We start from the raw sequence: 20,845 nt of genomic DNA, 5'->3' as shown, positions 1-20,845 counted from the left end.
TCTAAGACATATGTCTAACAGACTCTGAGACGCTTGTCTAGAACAAATGTCTTAAACGCTGGTACGGTGGGGTTATGGGAAACCGAGAAGATCTACTGATGGGGGCTCGTAAGGCCATCCTCGAGCGGGGTATGGCCAAGGTGACCGCCCGCGATATCGCCGCCGCCGCCGGGGTCAGCCTGGCCGCCATCGGCTACCACTTCGGCTCCAAGGACCGCCTGGTCATGCAGGCGCTCACCGAGGGCGTCGGCACCGAACTCGGCGATGAGATCGATTCCGCCATCAAGGACGCGGGGCAGGGGCTGTCACTGTGGGACGCGCTCGGACCCACCTGGAACGGCCTGGTCGATGTCATCCAGCGCAACCGCGACAATCTGCAACTGAGCCTGGAGAACGGCATCCAGATCGCCCGCGATCCGGAAATGCAGGTCTATATGGCCGATGCGACCGGCAAGGCCCACGCCGATATCGCCCAGGGAGTGCGCGAGGCGCATCCCGACCTCACCGACGCGCAGGCGCACGCCGTGGCGAAGACGCTCTTCGTACTGTTCCAGGGCATGGCCATGCAGTGGATGATCGCGCCCGGCGCGGACCTGCTCGACGGTGACGATCTATCGACCGCCGTCGAGGCCATGCGCGGACGCTGACCGGTGCCGCGCGGATGCGGTCCTCAGCTCGTGTGAATGTGCCGCAACCGGATCATGGCCATCACCGCCAGCAGTAATGCCACTCCGGCCGCGATGGCGGAGGTCAGGTGCATGCCGATGAGGAATGCGTGCTTGGCCGCCTCCGCCACGGCCGCACCGAGTTTGCCGGGTAGCGCGTTCGCCACCTCCATGGCCGCGCCGAGCGTATCGCGCGCACTGTGTACATCGGCATCACGCAATCCGTAGGGGAGCGTATCGGCCAGCTCACCCCGGTAGATGGCGATACTAAGACTGCCCAGCATCGAGATGCCCAGCGCCCCGCCGAATTCCGCGCCGGTCTCGGCCAATCCGGAGGCCGCGCCGGCCTGTTCCGGCGGTGCGGTGCCGACGATCAATTCGGTGGTGATGCCGAATACCGGTGCGAGCCCGAACGATACGAGCAGCGAGGCGGTGATGGTCAGCCCCACCCCGCCCTGTTCGGTGATGCGCGTCAACAGCAGCAGCCCGGCCGCCGCCATGGTCATGCCCACCCCGATCATGTAGGCGGGCCGCACCACCCGGCTCAGCCGCGGCCCGAGCTGCGAGCCGATCATGAACCCCAAACCCGCTGGGATGGTGGCGATTCCGGCGCGCAACGGTGACATGCCCAGCACCAGCTGGAAATACTGCCCGACGAACAGGAAATACCCGAACGCGGCGAAGATGGCGACCATATTGATCGTCAGCGCGGTGCGGAAACTGGCCAGCCGGAACAGCCGCAGATCCAGCATGGGCTCGGCGGCAGTGAGCTGACGGCGGACGAAGATCCCGCCGACGGTGAGCCCGGCGGCCAAGGCGCCCACCGCGATCGGCACCGGACCGTCCTGCGCGATCTTCTTCATGCCGAAGACCACCAGCAGCACCGCACTGGTGCACATCAGCGCGCTGAGCAGATCGATCTTGCCCGCGTTGGGATCCCGGAACTCGGGCAGCACCCGGGGCGCGAGAATCAGCAGCAACACCATGACCGGCACCGCGAGCAGGAATACCGAACCCCACCAGAAATGCTCCAGCATCAACCCGCCCGCCAGCGGCCCGATGGACCCGCCGACCGAATACGACCCGACCCAGACCCCGACGGCCACCGAACGCTGACCGGGATCGGGAAACATGGTGAAAATCAAGGAGAGTGTGGACGGTGCCAGCGTCGCCCCGGCTATGCCGAGCACGGCGCGACAGCCGATGAGCACCGGGGCCGAGGGGGCGAACGCCGCGATGATGGACACCGCGGCGAAGGCCGCCGCCCCGGCCATGAGTAGTCGGCGCCGGCCGATCCGATCCCCGATGGTGCCCATGGTGAGCAGCAGCCCGGCCACGAAGAAGCCGTAAACGTCGATGATCCAGAGCAATTGGGAGCTGGTAGGTCTCAGCTCCATGCTGATCTGGGGCACCGCTAAATGCAGTACGGTCAGGTCCATCGAGTACACCAGACAGGCCAGTGCCAGTACCGCAAGTCCCGCCCATTCCCGGCGTCCCACTCTGCCGTAACGAGCTGCTGCCGTAGTGCTCAGCAAGGGACCTGGTGTGTCCACGATGACGTCCTCCATCCGCACGCCGGCACAACTGCCGACAATATCGATGTCGGTCCCAGCATCTCACTTATTAACGACACAAAAACGATATGTACGAAGGGAATTCGCACTATTCGCCGATGTGTTTGCGGGTGTGCGTGCAGGCGGTCGCGATGCCTCGGGACAGCTAAATACCGGCCGGTCGGAGTGTCCAGTTTGGTGCATGTGTGCCGTACTGCGAAGCGGGCCAGGGATGATCGGGATATTCGCTGAGCACCGGGGCGGCCGTGACGACCCCCGCGTGCTCCACCGCGAACTCCGATCCCGGGATGTTCGCCGGTGCGTGATCCGGGGTACGGCCCGGCGCTGCGAGCAACCAGGATGCGGTGCGCGCCAGCGCAACTCGCACATCCCGGCCGATCCCGTCGCGTTCGCGGGCGGTGAGCGCGTCCAGCACACCGGCCGCCAGCAGATACCCGCTGCCGTGATCGAGCGCCTGTGCGGGCAGTGCGCCCACTGGGGACGCACCCTGCGAATTGCCGTGCGCGCCTTCGATGAGCGAAATTCCGGATGCAGCCTGCACAATACTGTCGAAACCGCGCCGATCCCCCCACAGACCGCGCTCACCCCACGCCGAAACCCGTCCGTGCACAATTCCAGGCCGAATTTCTCCCGGATGTACACCGATTCTTTCCAAAGCGCCCGGTCGGTAACCTGTTACGAGCACATCCGCGGTGCGCAGCAGCTCCCGGAAAATGGGAAGTTCGGTACGCAAATCAAGCAGTGTGGAGTACTTGCCCTGACAGGTATCGAGAAACTGCCAGCCGATCTCGGGCAACTGCGGCGGATCGATCCGCAGCACCTCCGCGCCCAGCAGCGCCAGCGCGCGCGTGGCCGTCGGACCGGCGATGACACGGGTCATATCCAGCACCCGGACACCCCGCAGCGGCAGCATCTGTGTTGCGGCGGCGGATGATTCGGCGACGCCGCGATCCGCGCGCGGCTCGATCGCGACCAGCGGGCCATCGGCCGCGGCCTTACCCTGCGGGGTCGTCGCCCACTCCTGTTCGGTGCGCACGCGCACCGCGATCGCACCGGATTCACCCGCGCGGTCCTCGATTTCGGCCGCGCTGAGCTCCGCGATCCGCGCCACCGCGGCCGCTCGATCCGCATCGGCGGGCAGTCCGAGCACGGCCAGCAACCGGACGCGATGATGCGAATAGTTGGCGTGCGTTCGCACCCAGCCATCCGCGGTCTTGAAGAAGCCCGACAGCTCTGCGAAGGCGTCGGCCGGTGCGCCGTCGATCCGGAACAGCCGCTCACTGGAGAACGCCGCCGCGATGCGCGCCGGATCCAGCACACTGTCCAACGGTGTCAGACCGTGGTCCCGCCGTCGCCGATCGGCCGCCGCGGCGAAGCTCGCCACCGACCCACCTGCCAGTTCCCACACCGGCAGCGTCGCAGCCAGATTCGCCCCCGGATCGACGGCGGGCATACTCGACCCGGTGATACCGGCCCCGGACTCGTACTCATGGACCAGCGCTGCGTAGCCACTCACCCGTCCGACACTAGCCGTCGAAGGAGCTCGCCCGTGGTGGTAAATCTCACCGGCACCGACTGGTTGCGCGTACTGCGCGCCGACACCGATCCGCGCGCCGTACTGGTGTGCTTCCCGCCCGGCGGGGGATCGGTCACCGCGTACCGGAGCCTGGCGCAGCGATTCGGCGCGGGCATCGCGGTGTACGCGGTGCAATATCCGGGCCGCCAGGATCGGCTGGGCGAGAAGCCGATTCCCGACCTCGGCGTACTCGCCGAACAGGCCGTACGGGATATGTCGAGCTGGCCCGCCGATACGCCCGTCGCCATCTTCGGGCACAGTATGGGCGCGACCGTGGCCTTCGAGGCGGCCCGGCGCTGGGAGGCGGCGGGCCGCACCCTCGCCCGGCTGTTCGTATCCGGGCGTCCCGCACCGGATCTGGCCGAGACCGGCCGCCTGCACCTGGGGTCGGATGACGATCTCATCGGTCAGCTGGAGCTGCTGTCCAATGACCCGGCCTCGGTGCGCATCCTGCGTGAGGAACCGAGTCTGGCCGAATTGGTGCTGCCCGCCCTCCGCAGTGACTACCAAGCCGTGGAGACCTACCGGTATGAGCCGAGTGCTCCGCTGCGCGGCCCGATCACCGCGCTCATCAGCGATGCGGACCCCACCACCACGGTGGCGCAGGCGGGGGAGTGGGCCGCGCACACCTCGGGCTCCTTTGAGGTAAACACCTTCCAGGGCGGGCATTTTTACCTGGATCTACCGGAAAACACGTCCGCCCTGGCGGATTTGGTGACCGCGCGGCTGAAATAGATCCCCCGGCTCAGCCGAGGTATTCGGACTCGAGCACGAGATCCTTCAACATGGACTGGTACTCCACGTGGGTGTCGTGCTCGACGGTCCGCCAGGTCTTACCCTGCTCCGCGCGCATGTAGGCGAGATAGTCCGGAACGCCGGGCACTTTCACATTGTCCGCGACCGCGATGGTGCCGGGATGGATCCAGCCTGCCGCCATGATCGATCGCAGATCCGCCAGATATGCCTCCTTGGCGTGATCGAGGAAGATCAAATCGACCGTGCCGGAATCGAATCCGTGATCACCGGTGAGCCGATGCATGGTCTCCCCGCCGTCACCGATGGTCCCGACCACCACGCTCACCCGATCCGCCAATCCCGCATGCGCGATGATCGCCCGCGCCACTTCGGCATTGGCCGCACTGAACTCCACCGACACCAGCCGCCCACCCGCTGACAACAGCCGCCCGATCCGCACCGCGCTGTACCCGCAGTAGGTCCCCAACTCCAGCGCCAGCTTCGGCGTGGCCTTGGTCACGGCCGCATCCAGCAGCAGCCCCTTCTCATCCCCGACATTCACCAGCATGTCGCGCTTGCGCGCGAACTCGTCGACGGTCGCGAGCACACTCTCCGGATCCCCGGAAATGGCGTTGGCCAGCACGAAGTCCCGCGCCGCCACCTCCCGCCCATCCCCGAACTGCCCGGTCCGCCCGAACCTGCGCAGCCCCAGCGCCATCCGCGCCATCGACAACGCCCGTCCGCCCCGCTCCCGAATCTCCGCGCCGATCCCCTTGCCGCCCATACCTTCTCCTGTGTCGAGGTGAACAGTCGGCGCGATTATGCCCGCACCGGCGGGCGATTGCGCACCGCCAGGCCCGTCCAGCGCACCAGATCCAGGGCGCTGTGCGCTCGGGTCGACCATGAACCGGCCGGAGTTCGGGGCTTCAGTCGGTTGGCGGGAGTGTGCGGGCGTTGTCGAGGCAGATCACGGTTCGCGCTGTGGCTCCGGTGCGCATCCGGTTGAATCCGTCGTTGACGTGCTCCAGAGTGAGTCGTTGCGAGAGCAGAGCGTCCAGTTCCAGGCGGCCTCGTAGGTACAGTTCGGCCAGGAGCGGGATGTCCTCGGTGAAGCGGTTGTTCCCCATGAGCAAGCCGCGAATTCCCTTGGCAGAGGTCACCAAGTGCGTGCCCGGCACCTCGAGGTGTGCGCCGACGGGCGGGATTCCGATGATCCACGCGGTCTGGCCGGGGCGCAGCATCTGCACGGCCTGGGTGGCGGTCGAGGAGCGGCCGACGACGTCGAAGGCGTGGTCCACGCCGCCGGTAAGCTCGAGGACCGCTGCGACAGGGTCGGTGGCGGCGTCCACGAGGTCGGTGGCGCCGAAGCGCGCGGCGAGTTCGAGTTTGGCGGGGTGGGTGTCAACGGCGATGATCGTGCGCGCACCGGCCAGCTTCGCACCCTGGATGACGTTGAGACCGACACCCCCGACGCCGATCACGGCCACCGTCTCGCCGAAGCGCACCCCGGCGCCGCGTATCGCCGAACCGACACCGGTCAGGACCGCGCACCCCAGCAGGGCGGCGAGGTCCAGGGGCATGGTGGCGGGAACCTCGACAACCGCGTTGCGGTGCACGATGATCGCCTCGGCCAGACCACCCAGACCGGCGACCTGACCGACCGGCTCGCCGTTCACACGGGTCGATCGGGGCCGGGGTCGCCCGGCGCGGCCGAGGTCGGATCGCCTGTCGCACAGCCACGATCGCCCCGCCCGGCAGTAGGCGCACTCGCCGCAGAACATCGACAGGCATGCGACCACGGGGGAGCCCTCGTCCAGATCGTGGACGTTCGCGCCGACCGCCTCGACGATGCCGGAGATCTCGTGGCCGGGAACGGTGGGCAAGGCCGTGGGTAGATCACCGTCGAGCATGTGCAGGTCGCTGTGGCACAGTCCGCACGCGCTGACGCGTAGTCGGATCTCGTCGGGTTCGAGAATGTCGTCCAGAAGCAGGGTTTCGAGGGCGAGTGCGCCGGGAGCGCTGCTCAGCACGGCCGCGCGGACCGGCGTCGGATCAGGCTGTGGCATCGGTGGTTTCGCTTTCTCCGGGCTGCTCGAGATCGGCGATGAAGCCGCGATATCCGTCGGCGACGACACCGTCGCAGATTTCGCGAAACACACCCATCCCGCCGACGAACGGCATGAAGGTCCGGGGCTTGCCGGGGATGTTCGCGCCCATGTACCAGGAGGCGGCCTGCGGATACAGCGTCAGGTTCGCGGCGGCGTTTACGTGCTCGACCCAGGCGTCCTGTGCACCGGTGGTGGGTTCGATCGTGCGAAAACCTTTGTCTCGCTGGTACTTCACGATATCGGCGATGAACTCGACGTGATGCTCGATCGCGGTGACCATATTGACCAGCACCGAGGGACTGCCCGGCCCGGTGATCATGAAGAAGTTCGGAAACCCCGCCACGCCCACGCCGAGGTAGGCCCGGGGTCCGCCCGCCCACTCGTCTCGCAGCGCGGACCCAGCGCGCCCGCGGATATCGATCCGGTTCAGCGGGCCGGTGATCGCGTCGAAGCCGGTCGCGAAAACCAATGCGTCGACGGGATAGTCGACGCCGTCGACAACCACCGCCGAAGCGGTGACACGTTCGATGGGGGTGTCGCGCACGCTCACCAGCTCGACATTGTCGCGGTTGTAGGTCTCGTAATAGCCGGTGTCCACGCAGATCCGCTTGGTGCCGATGGGATAACCCGAGGGCGTGAGCAGCGCCGCGACGGCCGGATCGGTGACGGTCTCGGCGATTCGCTGCCGAAAGTACGACGCCACAACATGATTGGCCCGGCGATCGAGCAGCACATCGGCGAACACGGCGATGATCCCGGGACCCCCGGCGTCCCACTTCTGACCCAGCAGCCGCGCGTGTTCGCCCGGTGACAGTGCCGCCGCGGTCGTGTCGGACTTGGCCAGCTCGGTACCGGCCGGATTGACGCGACACTTGGCACGGATCGCCCGGTATTCGCGTTTGACCCTGGCGATTTCGTCCGCGGCGAGCGGTCGATTCCCCGCCGGAGCCGAGAAGTGCGGGGTCCGCTGGAAGACCGTGACCCGTTCCGCGCGTGCGGCCAGCTGCGGGATGATCTGGATGCCGGTCGATCCCGTACCGATCACACCGACCCGGCGTCCACTCAACGCGATGTCCTCGGCGGGCCAGGCGGCGGTGTGCACGACATCGCCCTCGAAATCGTCGAGTCCCGGCAGGTCCGGTATCCGCGCCGCGGAAAGGCAGCCCGCCGCCGAGATCAGCCGGGTGCACCGGATGACTTCGCCGCTGTCGCAGTGGACGATCCACTCTCCGGATGGCTCATCCCAGGTCGCCGCGGTGACGGTCGTGCCGAAGGTGATGTGTTCGCGCAGCGCGAATCGATCGGCGACGTGGCGCAGGTAGGCGTGGATCTCCGGCTGGGAGGCGTACCGTTCGGTCCAGGTCCACTCCTGTTCGAGCTCGGCGTCGAAACCGTATGAGTAGTAGACGCTTTCGACGTCGCAACGGGCCCCGGGATATCGATTCCGATACCAGGTGCCACCCACATCGTCGTTTGCCTCGACAACCCGTACGCGCAGACCGAGATCCAGCAGCCGCTCGAGCATGTAGAGCCCGGAGAATCCGGCGCCGATGACGACGGCATCGACCGCGCTCCGCGCGGAGATGACACCGGCGATCTGTTCGGTTACGAACGCCAATCCGCTCTGTGCCCCGGGCAGCAGCCCCACCATATGGAAGAAGCCGTGCATCTGACCTTCGGCGGTCTCGATCCGCACCGCGACCCCCGCGGCGGCCAACGCGGCGGCGTAGGCGCGCCCCTCGTCGTGCAGCGGATCGTGAGATGCGAGCAGTACGGTCGCGGACGGGAGGCCGGAAAAGTCTTGCGCCCGAAGCGGACTCACGGCCGGGTCGAAGCGGACCTCGCGGTCGCCGGTGTAATGATCGAAGAACCATGCCATGGCGGCACGATCGACCATGAGCTGATTGGCGGCGGCGGTATAGCTGGCCCGATCGAAATCGGCGTCCGTGATCGGATAGATCAGCACCTGATGGTCGATGTGCGGACCGCCGCGGTCGCGGGCCCGCTGGGTCATCACCGCGGCGAGATTCCCGCCGGCGCTGTCGCCCATGACGATCAGCGGCGCCCGGTCGACGGCCAGGACGTCGCGGTGTCGTTCCACCCACAGCAGGGCGGCCCAGGAGTCCTCGACCGGAATCGGATACGGATACTCGGGGGCGAGTCGATAGTCGACCAGTACGACCGTGCACCCGGTGCGTGCCGCGACCTGCCGGGCCAGGGTGTCGAAGCCGTTGAGATCGCCGATGACCCAACCGCCGCCGTGGTAGTAGACGATCACTCCGGCCGGATCGGTGACCGGTCGCAGGATGCGGACCGCGATCGAACCGCCCTGCACATCGATATGGGTGTCGCGCACCGTCGCCATGCGCGGCCCCCCGCCGAGCAGCGCGGTGAGTGCGGCATTGCGAGCGCGGGCCTGTTCGGGCGTGGACTCGTGTAATGGTGTGCGCCCGGACTCTTCGAGTCGTCGCAGGAATTCGGTCGTGTGCGCATCCAGTTCCATGCGGCTGTCTCGCCTCCTGTCGCAATTGCATGCTGACAGGGCAACTTCAGCAGAGTCACGACGGATGCGGACCGTTGTCGCCAGGCCATTCGGACAGCTGGATCGGGCAGGTGGCTAGGCGGCGGTCAGTGGGTGAGACGGTGAGATTCTCGCAGCCGCCGCAACACGATCGCCAGGTAGAGGCGGCCGCGTCCGTAGCAGTCGGTCAGGAAGAACCCGAACACCGACTCGGCGGCGGCGACCCGGTGCGCGATGGTGTTGTGGTGGGTGTCCAGCGCGCGTGCGGCCTGACGGATCGAGGTCGAGGCGACCACCACGTCGAGAGTGCGCAACATGTCCGGCCCGGACTCGGCCAGCACCCGATCCAGCGCCCGCACGTCGTGCATCCGGTCGATGAGCTCGGGGGTCATACCCTCGGCGAGCGCCTCGTATCCGCGTAATCGCCAGTACTCGAAGGCCACGCCCTCTTCGATCAGATACGGTCCCCGATCGCGTGGACTGGGTTGGCTGAACCGCAGTGCCGCAAGGGCTTCGACCACTGCGGTCGGTGCGTCGATCACCGGCAGCTCCCTGCTGATGCCGAGTTGCACGCCGGTCGGCACACCCTGCTGCAACAGCGTGGCGACCCGGGGCCCGATCGTGATCATCACGGTGAGCTGATGTCGCGGCGCGCTCATCACCCGCACCCCGCCGCGTCGCAGCGCCTCGGCGAGTCTGGTGATGCGGGACGCCGGTCCGTGCGCGAGCAGCACGCGCGCGGGCTGCTCGGCGCTCAGTCCGAGGTGGGCCGCCGCGCTGCGGCGGGCGGCTCGGGATTCGGTGTCCGTGGTCAGCACATCGACCGTGCGTTGCTCGGACATCAGCGATCCGTGCCGGGCGGCCTCGTCCAGCGCCAGCGTCACGCACAGGGCGAGCCGTTGCAGCACCGCCCAGTCCTCATCATCGGCCGCTCCGCCCAATCCGACGACCACACCGTCGGCGGTCGACGACGTCGCCGAAATGTGTTCGGGCCAGCTGTGTCCGGCGCTGCCGGCGCCGTCGGCGGCATGCGCCGTCCCGGCGTATCGCACCGCGACGGCGCGGCCCAGCCAGCGGCTGGTGGCCGCCACGACATGGGCGGCGGACGCGCGTTCACAGGTGAGTGCGTCGAAGAATCGAAGGATGTGCACGGGCACCGAATCGCCCGCTACGAGGCCGGTCATGCGCCACGCCCTCCTCACCGAGGTTGCCTCACGTCGTTGCGCGACACTAACCGTCCATCCGGCTCGGCGGTAGGGGCATTTGGCTAGCCGAATTCGATGTGACGGCGTGTGTGCCGTGACAGGTTGCAGTCACACCGAATTCCCGGAGAGCCGATGCTGAAATCTCTCGAGCACATATGGATCGGGGGCGTGTGGACCGAGCCACACGGTACCGAGCACATCACTTTGATCGATCCCCGCGACGGAAAACCCAGTGCCGTAGTGCGTTGCGCCGATGCGGTGGATGTCGATGCCGCCGTCTCGACGGCCCGGCGACTCTTCGACGACGGGCCGCAGTGGCCGCTGCCCGATCGCCTTCGTGCGCTCTCGCGCCTCGCGGAGATCATCGAGCGTCGCGTCGAGGATTTCGCGGACATCATCTCCGTGGAGATCGGGGCTCCGGCCGCGTTCGCACGGCAGGGGCAGGTCGGGACCGCGGTAAGTACCCTGCGCGGAATCATCGAGGCGGCCTCCACCTATCGCTTCGCCGAGACCGTCGCCGACTCGGTCGTGATCGCCGAGCCCGCAGGGCCGGTCGCGGCGATCACGCCGTGGAACTTCCCACTGCATCAGGCGCTGGGCAAGGTTGGTGCCGCGTTGGCGTGCGGTTGTCCGGTCGTGCTCAAACCCTCCGAGCTGACCCCACTTTCGTCGTACCTGCTGGCGGAGGCGGCGCTCGAGGCGGGCGTGCCTGCCGGGTGGCTGTCGGTGCTCGCCGGCCGCGGCGAGGTGACCGGCCGAGCCCTGGTGGAACATCCGGACATCGAGGTGGTGTCGTTCACCGGCTCGACCGAGGTAGGGCGGTCCATCGCTGCCACGGCGGGGGCCCGGCTGGCGCGGGTCGCCCTCGAGCTCGGCGGCAAGTCGCCGAGCGTACTGCTCGACGACCTCGACGACGACGCCTTCGCGGCCGCTGTCACTACCAGTCTGCGCTTCTGCTTGATGAACGCCGGGCAAACCTGTGCGGCCTGGACCCGAATGATCGTTCCCGCAACGCGATACGCGGACGCGGCCGCGCTGCTGCGTGAGCTCGCCGTGACCTATGTGCCGGGGGAGAATCTCGGTCCGCTCGTCTCGGCGACGCACTGGGAGCGGGTGACCGGGTTCCTGCGCGAGGGCGTGGACGCGGGGGCGGAGGTCATCCACGGGGAGCCCGCTCCGCCTCGTCCGGCACACGGCTACTACCTGAATCCTGTTGTGTTCGGCCGGGTTACGCCGTCCATGCGGATCGTGCGCGAGGAAATCTTCGGCCCGGTGCTGGTCGTGCAGACCCATTCCGGAGACGACGACGCCGTACGGCTGGCCAACGACACGTGCTACGGGTTGGGCGGCGCGGTATTCGGCGCGGACCAGGCCCGTGCGGTAGCGGTGGCCCGGCGGATTCGTTCGGGCAGCGTGCACATCAACGGGCTCAACGGCAATCGGTCCGCGCCGTTCGGCGGATTCAAACAATCGGGTATCGGACGGGAGTTCGGGCGGTGGGGTCTCGAGGAGTTCCTCGAGGTGAAATCCATTCAGCCGCCGCCCGGATTCGCCTACCCGATATCGCATTCTCTCCTGCTCGAGGAAAATCATGAGTGAACCGGCACTGTCGTCATCGGATCTGCGCGCCGCGGGGGAGCGTCTCATGGGCGCGGACGCCGGCGCCCCGCGCGTCGGCCGCGACCCCGTCAACCAGCCGATGATCAACACCTGGATCGAGGCCCTCGGGGACGCGAATCCGATCTATGTCGACGAGATCGCCGCCAAGGAAGCCGGATTCGATTCCGTGACCGTCCCGCCCGCGATGGCGCAGGCCTGGACCATGCCCGCGCTCGGCGCCGAACGCAGCGACGATCATCCGACGGTACGGCTCTTCGAACTGCTCGACGCGGCGGGATACACCTCGCTGCTGGCCACCGACTGCGACACCGTCTACCACCGCTATCTGGCGCTGGGCGACCAGGTTTCACTGCATGCCACGCTGGCGGGGTTCGACGGGCCCAAACAGACCGCCCTCGGCGAAGGGTGGTTCTGCACCGTGCGCAGCACCTGGACGGTGGGGGAGGAGATCGTCGCCGAGATGGACTTCCGGATGCTCAAATTCCGTCCGGCGCAGCGAACCGACGATTCCCGGACGCGTGCCACGGATGCCGAGATCGCTTCTGCGCGTGGGTCTTCGACCGCCGGGAACACTCGATACGGAGGCGCTCCGCGACGGCCGGTGCCCGCGGGGCCGCCCGTGGCGCGGGTCGGCGATCGACTGCCGGATCTGGTACTCGAGGCGACCCCGACATTCATCGTGTCGGCGGCCCTCGCGACCCGCGATTTCCAGCCCGTCCACCACGACCGCGACTACGCGCGTGCTCGCGGCTCCCGTGACACCTTCGCCAACATCATCACCGATACCGGCCTGGTGCAGCGCTTCGTCACCGACTGGGCCGGGCGGCGGGCGCAGATACTCGCCATCAAGCTGCGTCTGGGTGCTCCCTGGTACGCCTACGACACGCTCGTCATCACCGGCGAGGTGAAAACTGTGTCCGGACAACAGGTGTCAGTGGCGGTGACCGGTACCTGCGCGTTGGGCAAGCACATCATCGCGACAGTTGATCTGCTGATGGACCGGACCGTCGCATCGGCAGAGCAGGTCCGGAGGGTGCGGTGAGTGACTCCGGACGCAGACCCGACATCGCGGCCATGCTGCTGGACCCCGCCCCGGCGGTCGGTGCGACCGTCTGCCTGACGCCGAAATTCTCCGCCTCTCGATTTGTATCCGATATCAAGTACTTCGGTGCGACGTACTTCACCTATGTCGGCAAGGCCATCGCCTACATTCTGGCTGTCCCGGACCAACCCGGGGACGGCGACAACCGTCTCACTCGCGGCTTCGGGACCGAGGCGTCGCCCGAGGACCGTTCGCGGTTCCTGCGCCGCTTCGGGGCGCCACTGTACGAGGGGTACGGCTCCAGTGAGGGCGGCGCCGTCGCGGGTCCGGATCCCGATGCGCCCGCCGCCGCGCTGGGGAGGCCCGCGCATGCGGGTGTGGCGATTGTCGACCCGGCGAATCTGCGGCAGTGTCCACACGCGGTGCGCGACGAGCGCGGACATGTGATCAATGCCGACCTCGCGATCGGCGAGATCGTCGACAAGACAGGCTCTCCCAACTTCGAGGGCTATTACGACAACGATGCCGCGGACGCGCAACGCCTGCGGAACGGCTGGTACTGGTCGGGCGATCTCGGCTATATCGACACCGACGGATTTCTGTATTTCGCAGGCCGACAAGGTGATTGGGTGCGAGTCGACGGCGAGAACACCTCCACACTGGTCACCGAGCGGGTGCTGCGCCGCTACCCCGGGATTCTCGCCGCCGCCGCGTACGCGGTGCCCGATCCACGGTCCGGGGACCTGCTCATGGCCGCCATCGAGGTGCGCGACCCGGCGTGCCTCGATATCGAAGCCCTGGCACGCTATTTGAGCAAGCAGGACGATATCGGCGGCAAGGGAATTCCGCGCTTGCTGCGGATATCGACCCGATTGCCGACAACCGGATCGAACAAGATCATGAAACACGTACTGCGGCAGCACCGCTGGGACTCCGACGACCCGGTCCATCGATGGTCGGGCCGTCCACCGGTCCGTTATACGCCGCTGACCGCGGCCGACAAGCGCGGCCTGGCAGACGAATTCGCGGTCCACGGGCGCGAGCATCTGCTCGTGCGGCCAGAGGTGCGGCGCAATGGGTGACGTCGACAGCTACGACTATGTCGTCGTTGGCGCGGGCAGCGCCGGCGCGATCGTCGCGAGCAGACTCGCACAGCGGGGCGCCAGCGTTGTCCTGCTCGAGGCCGGACGCAAGGACGACACCCGGCTGGTCCGAGTTCCCGGAATGACCTTCATGGTGCACACGGTGCCGCAGATCAAAGCCCGGTTGTGCTGGAAGCAGTATTCGGTGCCGCAACGGCACGCCGCAGGGCGTCGTATCCCGATGACCCGCGGCAAGGTGCTGGGCGGTTCGAGCTCGGTGAACGGCATGGTGTTCGTGCGCGGCAACAGTGCGAACTATGACGGTTGGGCCGCCGAGGGCTGCGAGGGATGGAGCTTCGAGGAGGTGTTGCCCGCCTTCAAACTCATGGAGGACTGGGAGTGCGGATCGAGTCGGCTGCGCGGTGCGCGCGGTCCTATCGCGGTCACCCGTGCCACCGAAATCAGCGCCGCCACCCGCGATTTCCTCACCGCCGCGTCGGACACGCTGAGCACGCCGATCATCGACGACTACAACGGCGAGTCCCAAGAAGGGTTGTCGCTGTTCCAGCAGAGCACCCGCGGTGGCGTGCGCTACAGCGCGGCCCGCGGCTACCTGACCGACCGGCCCCATCTGCCGCAACTGCATATCGAGACCGGAGTCCACGTCGCGCGCGTCGTGATCGACAAAGGCCGCGCGGTCGGCGTGGAAGTGCTGGACGGCAAGAGAACCCGACTCATCCGGGCCGACGCCGAGGTGGTGCTGTCCGCCGGTGTGATCGGTTCGGCGCAGCTGCTCATGCTGTCCGGAATCGGCCCGGCCGCGCACCTGCGTGAGCACGGCATCGACGTGATCGCCGATCTGCCGGTCGGCGACAACCTGCAGGACCATCTGTTCGTGCCGCTGACCTTCGTCATGAAGACCTCCCCGCATCGAGGCACGCTCGGCCACTTCCTGAATGGCCTCGCTGCCGAGACCCGGCGTCCGGGCTCGGGTTGGTTCGGCCGCACCTTCCTCGAAGGAGTCGGATTCGTGCGGACTTCCCGAGCCGACACGATCCCGGATCTACAGCTGCACACGCTGCCATGGAGCTACGTCGCGCCCAATCAGGACCGTGACGTCTTGCACCGGGTGGACTCCCGGCCTGCGTTCACCGTCATGCCGACCATGATCTATCCCCGCAGTCGGGGCACCGTACGACTCGCCTCCGCAGACCCTCTCGAAGCTCCCCTCATCGACCCCGCGTACCTGTCGCATCCTGCCGATACGGAAGTACTGCTGGAGGGAATCTCCATGGTCCGGGAAATCATGCGGCACCGGGAGTTCGAGCACGACTGCCTCGGTGAACTGCATCCCGGCTCCGATTTCGCCGATCCCGCGGCGATGCGCCGCGAGCTGCCCCACCGCATCCATTCGGTCTATCACCCGGTCGGCACCTGCCGTATGGGAGTCGACGAACGTGCCGTGGTCGACCCCCGGCTGCGGGTCCGCGGCATCGAGGGCCTACGGGTCGCCGACGCCTCGATCATGCCGAGCATCACCGGCGGCAATACCAACGCCCCGAGTCATCTCATCGGCGAAATGTGCGCGTCGTTCATGTAAGGGAATCCATTCGCACACCCGCATCACCGTCAGCCGATCGTCCGACCACGGGATACGTGTCATCTCGCGGCAGCGGTTCTGGTGCCGCGGCGGCGCGAGAGCCATACCAGGCTCGCCCATGAGCCGATCACGCACAGCGCCACCAGGATTCGCACCAGATCGAGGGCGTCGCGCGGGTAGAGGACGCCGGTGATGTAGTGATCGATGAAGCCGGTGGAGGGTAGGCCGGCGTCGCCAGCCCTATGCCTGGCCCAGTTCTCCAAATCGGTGAGCGGGCAGTCGAATCCGAACAGGATGGTACTGAATCCCCAGGCCACGGCGGCGAGATGCAGCCAGACGGTGCGCGGCCAGCGCCACGCTATGAACCCGCCGACCACCACGTAGGCGACGAACAGAAAGTGCACGACCGCGGTGACGTCGGCCAGCAGCCGATACAGCATGCCCCCAGCATAGGGCCGGTATCGGGGGAGGGGAGCGGGAGTTTGCCGCATATCAACACGTCGATATGCGCATCAACGCATGTGAGGTCGGGGGAGTCGTGTACCCCGGAAGGCGGTGGGGAAGTGACCTTTTCGGTCAAGGCCAAGAGGTCGGAGTGGGGTAAGCGGGCTGCCGTCTTCATTAAGGCCCAGGTCAGCACCTCCGGTCCATTTACATACCTATACGGCACTATGCGCATCTACGCATGTATTCACTCTCTTTATTCAGTTGCGGTAGTCGACAAGCCATAAGGAAAAAAGATCTGCCCATGAAAGAGGGGCCGAACTGGTCGGCCCCTCTTTCGATTTGGTGTCGGTTACCAGGCGGAGGACTCGTAGTCCTTGAGGAAGACGCCGTGTACATCGTCGCCGGCTTCGCCGCGGACGATGGGGTCGTAGACGCGGGCCGCGCCGTCGACCAGGTCGAGGGGAGCGTGGAAGCCCTCTTCGGCGAGGCGGATCTTGGTGTAGTGCGGGCGTTCGTCGGTGATCCAGCCGGTGTCGACGGCGGTCATGAGAATGCCGTCGGCTTCGAACATTTCGCGCGCGCTGGTGCGGGTGAGCATGTTCAGCGCGGCCTTGGCCATATTGGTGTGCGGGTGGCCCGCGCCCTTGTATGCCCGGCCGAAGACGCCTTCCATGGCGGAGACGTTCACGACGTACTTGCGGCGGGCGGCCGCGGCGGCCATGGCGGGGCGCAGGCGCGAGATGAGAATGAACGGCGCGGTCGAATTGCACAGCTGCACTTCGAGGAGTTCGGTCGCGTCGACTTCGCCGACGGTCTGCACCCAGCTGTTGGTGTGCGCGAGGTCGGGCACCAGACCGCCGGCGTCGATGGCGACGCCCTGCGAAATGCGTTCGGGCGTAGCCGAACCCGCGATGAGTGCGAGGTCGGTGATATCGGCCGCGGTGAGGCTGGGTGTCAGTGACGCGGTGAGCGCGGTCGGGTGCGCCTGCATGGTTTTGCCGAAGGTGACCACGTCGGGGAGTTCGCCCGCGGGCAGCGGTCCGGATTCGGCTTCGATGAGCGCGCTGTAAGAGCCGGGGGAGCGTCGCACGGTTTGGGCCGCATTGTTGATGAGGATGTCCAGGGGCCCTTGTGCGGCAACATCATCGGCGAGTGCGAGGACCTGGGCCGGATCGCGCAGATCGATGCCGACGATGCGCAGGCGGTGCAGCCAGTCGGCGCTGTCGGGCTGAGCGGCGAAGCGGCGGATGGCGTCGTTGGGGAACCGCGTGGTGACGGTGGTGTGCGCGCCGTCTCGGAGCAGGCGCAGCGCGATGTACATGCCGATTTTGGCGCGGCCGCCGGTGAGGAGTGCGCGTTTGCCGGTGAGGTCGGTGCGGGCATCGCGTTTGGCGTGGCTGCGCGCTGCGCATTCGGGGCAGAGCTGGTGGTAGAACGCGTCGACCTGCGTGTATTTCTGCTTGCAGATGTAGCAGGGGCGGGCGCGCAGCAGGGTGCCCGCGGTGGCGACGCCGGTGGTGCTGGAGCTGATGGGGATGCCCGCGGTTTCGTCGTCGATGCGATTGGGTGAGCCGGTGGCGGTGGCCGCGATGACGGCTTTATCGGCTTCGGAGATGGTGTCGCGGGCTTCGATGCGCCGGCGCTGCTTGAGTTTTTTGAACATGTGCCCGACCGCGTGCTGGACGGTCACCGAGTCGGGGTGGTCCTTGTCCAGCTGTGCTGCCTGTTCGAGGACCCGCAGGCAGATCGCGAGTTCGTCGGCGTCGATGGCCGTGGTCTCGGTGTCGTGCGCTGGTGCGGTGTTGGTGGCCATCGGTGGGAGTTGCTGCCTTCGTGCGGTGGGCGGGTGGGCGTCGTCCATTGTCGCATCGGTGGCGGGGTGGGTTCGCCACGGCCACGTGCGGATATGGCGCGCGGCACAGTGGGATACGCCGGTGCCCCGCCGCGGTGTCGCGGCGGGGCACGGGTGAGGTGTGGCTATTCGGTTGTGGCGCCGAGGGGTTCGAGTTCGGCGGCGTCGTGGTCGCGGCCGAGTTCGCGGGCACGTTCGGCGAGCTGGGTCAGGAGTCCGGTGGGGATTTCGGCGCGGACTTCGATGAGGGCGTGCCAGACGATCTCGGGTGTTTCGGCGGTGAGGGCGGCGAGGAATTCTTCGAGGTCGTCCATGCCGTCGATGATTTCCAGGATGCGGGCGCGGCCCTGCTGGTCTTGGGCGAGGGCGATATCGACGAGGGTGTGGATGTTGTCCCCGCGCGAGGCGGTGAGTACGGCGGCGAGGAGTTGTTCGCGGTCGAGGTCGCCGATGCAGGTGGCGAGGATGGGTTTGACGGTGTCGGGGAGTGCGTCGACCAGTGGCAGGGCCTGTGCCCAGAGGTCGTGTTCGGCGGTGCTGGTGATGACGGCGCGCAGGACGTCGGGTTCGGACATGACGGGCAGTGCTGCCATGCGGCGGCGGTTGTCGTCGGTCATGGCCAGGGCGATGGGGATGAGGGCGTCCCAGAGTCCGGCGGTGTCGGCTTCGCGGACGAGTTCGCCGAGGCGGGTGTCGGTTTCGGCGGCGACGCGGGCGGCGATGAATTCGATTTGGGCGCTGGGCAAATGGGCGGCGAGGGGGAGCAGGTTGAGCCATTGGCCGCCGTCGAGGGCGGTGTCCATGATGGCGGCGAGGATGGGTTCGGCGTGGACGGCGGGGCGTTCGGCGAACAGTCGCAGGCTGTCGTGGTTCATGGCGCTGGTGATGGGCAGCAGGGTGGTCCAGGCGTCGAGTTCGTAGACGGCGTTGATGAGGGCGTCGAGGACGTCGTCGCCGAGGCTGGCGGTGATGTTGCCGATCCAGGCGCGGTTGTGCGGTGCGATGGAGTCGAGCAGGTCGATGCCTTCGGCCCACATGGATTGTGCTGCGGCGGCGCGGATTACGCCGGGTACGCGGTCGGCGACGATGTGCAGGACGTTGTCGATGGCGGTTTTGTCTTCGAGTAGGAAGCCGATGCGCAGTAGGTCGGTGTCGCTCATGACGGGTGCGGCGGCGCGCAGTGCGGGTTCGGGGACGACGTGGACGAAGCGGCCCATGGTGATGTGGTCGCCGTGTGCGAGGAGTTCGCGGGCGACGTCGACGACGAGTTTGGCGGGGACGGCGGCGATGATGGCGGCGGTGCGGCGGGGGTCGAGTTGGACGGCGCAGTCGGCGAGGAAGGGTGCGGGCAGGGATTTGGCGATGTCGATGGCGCGGTGGGGTTCGACGGCGCTGGCGACGGCGGCGCAGAGGGTGGGTCCGAAGGCGCGTTCGGCGACTTTGGCGCTGATGGTGACGGGGACGAGTTTGGCTCCGGCGGCGACGCCTTTGAGGCGTTTGGTGTCGCGGTCGAAGAGCAGGTCGGTGGCGCGTTCGCGGAATTCGCGGATGGCGGCGGGTGGCAGGTCGACGAGGAAGTCGAGTTCGGTGGGGTCGGTGATGCCGAGCAGGCGCGCGAGTTTGGTGGTTTCGGCGACGGCGACGAGGTGTTCGCTCATAGTCCCAGTGCTTTCTTGACGGCGGGGCGCATGAGGCGCGGGACGAAGTCGAGCGAGCTGGCGATGGCGGCGTCGAGGTTGTCGCCGCGGCGGGTGAGGGCGGCGCGCAGGAGTCGGTCGAGTTCGGTGAGGTCGGTCTCGGGGAGCCGGTCGAAGTCCGCGGGCAGGGATGCGCGCAGGGTGTCGGCGAGTTGGCGTGCTGCGTGGGACATCGGGTGTCTTTCCGGGTCGATCGTACTGCCGGTACGGGATTCGATACTGGCAGTACGTTCTGGGTGAAAGCAATGCCGGTGGGCTGACCTGGGTTGTGGCTTCGATCACTTGACTACCCGGTAACAAGCGCGGTTAACGGCGCAGATTTCACCGCGAGCCATCGTACCGCCGGTACGTGTACACTGCCCGCGTGGCTCGAATCAGCGCCGGATCCGCCCCGCAGGTGACCCGTGACGACATCGTGGATGCGGCGGTGCGGGTGATCGATCGTGACGGTCCGCGACCCAGCATGGATGACATCGCCCGCGAGGCCGGGATCACCAAACCGCGGCTGTACCGCCAGTTCGCGGATAAGGGTGATCTGTTCACCGAGATCGCGGATCGCATGACGCGGCGCGCTTTTTCGGCCACGGGTTCGGATATGACGCTCATGCTCGCGCCCCCGCGTGCGGCGCTGCAGCGTGTGTTCACCGATTACGCGAATGGAATCCTGGAGCATCCCAACGTTTTTCGTTTCCTGGGCCAGTCGCCCGCGCAGCAGTCGGGTTCGGGTGTGCTGCAACTGGATCTGGGCCGCGAGGCGGCGGGCAAGCTGACCAAGATGGCGCGTTCGGTGGCCGAGGCGGTGCCGCTGGAAACCTCGGGGCTGGAATATCTTTCGCGCGCGCTGGTGGGTGCGGTGGTGGCGATCACCGATCTGTGGCTCTCGGATTCGGATCGCCCGTCCGCGCAGCAGACGGCCGAATTCGTCGATCAGGCGACGGAATTGGTGTGGGGTCTGATCGATGGTTTCCTGCGTCGCCAGGGCATCGCCGCTGATCCGGACACGCCGATTTTCGCGACTTTCGCCGAGGTCAATCAGGCGCGTTCGGCCGACTCCTGACACATTGTTGACACTTTGCCAATAGCCGTGCACCCTTGGTCTCGAGGCGCGCGTGAGTGCGCGC

Annotated in this window: 16 protein-coding genes and 1 pseudogene; 7 read left to right on the top strand and 10 right to left on the bottom strand. The window is 67.1% G+C overall.

The genetic code is table 11. The features are described 5' to 3' along the window. Positions 1-74 precede the first annotated feature (74 nt). Complete coding sequence (locus tag ACFC0O_RS00705) at positions 75-647, top strand: TetR/AcrR family transcriptional regulator (protein ID WP_375952412.1); 573 nt, start codon at positions 75-77, stop codon at positions 645-647. Positions 648-670: 23 nt separating this feature from the next. Here ACFC0O_RS00705 and ACFC0O_RS00700 read toward each other — a convergent pair whose 3' ends face one another. Next, the gene (locus ACFC0O_RS00700; protein ID WP_375955853.1) at positions 671-2,233 is read right to left on the bottom strand and encodes an MFS transporter; all 1,563 of its coding nucleotides are present in this window, start codon (positions 2,231-2,233) and stop codon (positions 671-673) included. Positions 2,234-2,384: 151 nt separating this feature from the next. Continuing rightward, positions 2,385-3,755 carry a CoA transferase gene (locus tag ACFC0O_RS00695; RefSeq protein ID WP_375952409.1) on the bottom strand — a complete coding sequence of 457 codons (1,371 nt, stop codon included), beginning with the start codon at positions 3,753-3,755 and terminating at the stop codon, positions 2,385-2,387. 33 nt (positions 3,756-3,788) lie between these two features. Between ACFC0O_RS00695 and ACFC0O_RS00690 the strand changes: the two genes are divergently transcribed. Continuing rightward, positions 3,789-4,550 carry a thioesterase II family protein gene (locus ACFC0O_RS00690; protein WP_375952406.1) on the top strand — a complete coding sequence of 254 codons (762 nt, stop codon included), beginning with the start codon at positions 3,789-3,791 and terminating at the stop codon, positions 4,548-4,550. Between the two features lie 10 nt (positions 4,551-4,560). On the opposite strand, the gene ACFC0O_RS00685 is transcribed toward ACFC0O_RS00690, so the two are convergent. The 4 genes from ACFC0O_RS00685 to ACFC0O_RS00670 all read right to left on the bottom strand — a co-directional run bounded on the left by ACFC0O_RS00685 (position 4,561) and on the right by ACFC0O_RS00670 (position 10,363). Further along, positions 4,561-5,334: an O-methyltransferase gene (locus tag ACFC0O_RS00685; protein ID WP_375952403.1), complete on the bottom strand. Its 774-nt coding sequence runs from the start codon at positions 5,332-5,334 to the stop codon at positions 4,561-4,563. Between the two features lie 142 nt (positions 5,335-5,476). After that, on the bottom strand, positions 5,477-6,616 hold the full coding sequence (locus ACFC0O_RS00680; protein WP_375952400.1) for a zinc-binding dehydrogenase: 1,140 nt from the start codon (positions 6,614-6,616) through the stop codon (positions 5,477-5,479). Then, on the bottom strand, positions 6,603-9,161 hold the full coding sequence (locus ACFC0O_RS00675) for an alpha/beta hydrolase fold domain-containing protein (RefSeq protein WP_375952397.1): 2,559 nt from the start codon (positions 9,159-9,161) through the stop codon (positions 6,603-6,605). The genes ACFC0O_RS00680 and ACFC0O_RS00675 overlap by 14 nt, the downstream gene beginning before the upstream one ends. A 125-nt stretch (positions 9,162-9,286) precedes the next feature. After that, the gene (locus ACFC0O_RS00670; protein WP_375952394.1) at positions 9,287-10,363 is read right to left on the bottom strand and encodes a helix-turn-helix domain-containing protein; all 1,077 of its coding nucleotides are present in this window, start codon (positions 10,361-10,363) and stop codon (positions 9,287-9,289) included. A gap of 189 nt (positions 10,364-10,552) precedes the next feature. Here ACFC0O_RS00670 and ACFC0O_RS00665 point away from each other — a divergent pair, with 189 nt between their 5' ends. The 4 genes and pseudogenes from ACFC0O_RS00665 (at position 10,553) to ACFC0O_RS00650 (ending at position 15,728) form a co-directional block, all read left to right on the top strand. After that, on the top strand, positions 10,553-11,983 hold the full coding sequence (locus ACFC0O_RS00665; protein WP_375952391.1) for an aldehyde dehydrogenase family protein: 1,431 nt from the start codon (positions 10,553-10,555) through the stop codon (positions 11,981-11,983). Next, a complete protein-coding gene (locus ACFC0O_RS00660) occupies positions 11,976-13,046 on the top strand; it encodes a MaoC family dehydratase N-terminal domain-containing protein (protein ID WP_375952388.1) in 1,071 nt (356 codons plus the stop codon). Before ACFC0O_RS00665 ends, ACFC0O_RS00660 begins: the two co-directional genes overlap by 8 nt. A gap of 44 nt (positions 13,047-13,090) precedes the next feature. Beyond that, a pseudogene (locus tag ACFC0O_RS00655) lies at positions 13,091-14,128 on the top strand (AMP-binding protein); the annotation flags it as partial. Beyond that, the gene (locus ACFC0O_RS00650) at positions 14,121-15,728 is read left to right on the top strand and encodes a GMC family oxidoreductase (protein ID WP_375952385.1); all 1,608 of its coding nucleotides are present in this window, start codon (positions 14,121-14,123) and stop codon (positions 15,726-15,728) included. The pseudogene ACFC0O_RS00655 and the gene ACFC0O_RS00650, both read left to right, overlap by 8 nt. A 59-nt stretch (positions 15,729-15,787) precedes the next feature. On the opposite strand, the gene ACFC0O_RS00645 is transcribed toward ACFC0O_RS00650, so the two are convergent. From ACFC0O_RS00645 to ACFC0O_RS00630, 4 genes are all read right to left on the bottom strand, one after another. After that, positions 15,788-16,168, bottom strand: a complete 381-nt coding sequence (locus ACFC0O_RS00645; RefSeq protein WP_375952382.1) for a DUF2784 domain-containing protein — start codon at positions 16,166-16,168, stop codon at positions 15,788-15,790. A gap of 356 nt (positions 16,169-16,524) precedes the next feature. Then, the gene (locus ACFC0O_RS00640) at positions 16,525-17,988 is read right to left on the bottom strand and encodes an SDR family NAD(P)-dependent oxidoreductase (protein ID WP_375955850.1); all 1,464 of its coding nucleotides are present in this window, start codon (positions 17,986-17,988) and stop codon (positions 16,525-16,527) included. Positions 17,989-18,152: 164 nt separating this feature from the next. Further along, the gene (locus ACFC0O_RS00635) at positions 18,153-19,685 is read right to left on the bottom strand and encodes a hypothetical protein (RefSeq protein ID WP_375952379.1); all 1,533 of its coding nucleotides are present in this window, start codon (positions 19,683-19,685) and stop codon (positions 18,153-18,155) included. Then, entirely contained in the window at positions 19,682-19,897 is a 216-nt protein-coding gene (locus ACFC0O_RS00630) for a hypothetical protein (RefSeq protein WP_375952376.1), read from the bottom strand. Before ACFC0O_RS00630 ends, ACFC0O_RS00635 begins: the two co-directional genes overlap by 4 nt. Positions 19,898-20,088: 191 nt before the next feature. Here ACFC0O_RS00630 and ACFC0O_RS00625 point away from each other — a divergent pair, with 191 nt between their 5' ends. After that, the gene (locus ACFC0O_RS00625; protein ID WP_375952373.1) at positions 20,089-20,781 is read left to right on the top strand and encodes a TetR/AcrR family transcriptional regulator; all 693 of its coding nucleotides are present in this window, start codon (positions 20,089-20,091) and stop codon (positions 20,779-20,781) included. Positions 20,782-20,845: the final 64 nt, after the last annotated feature.

The sequence above is a fragment of the Nocardia sp. NPDC056100 genome (assembly GCF_042266325.1).
Classification (GTDB): Bacteria; Actinomycetota; Actinomycetes; order Mycobacteriales; family Mycobacteriaceae; genus Nocardia.
The sequence above is the reverse complement of the archived record's forward strand: the minus strand, read 5'-3'. Positions and strand labels throughout refer to the sequence as shown.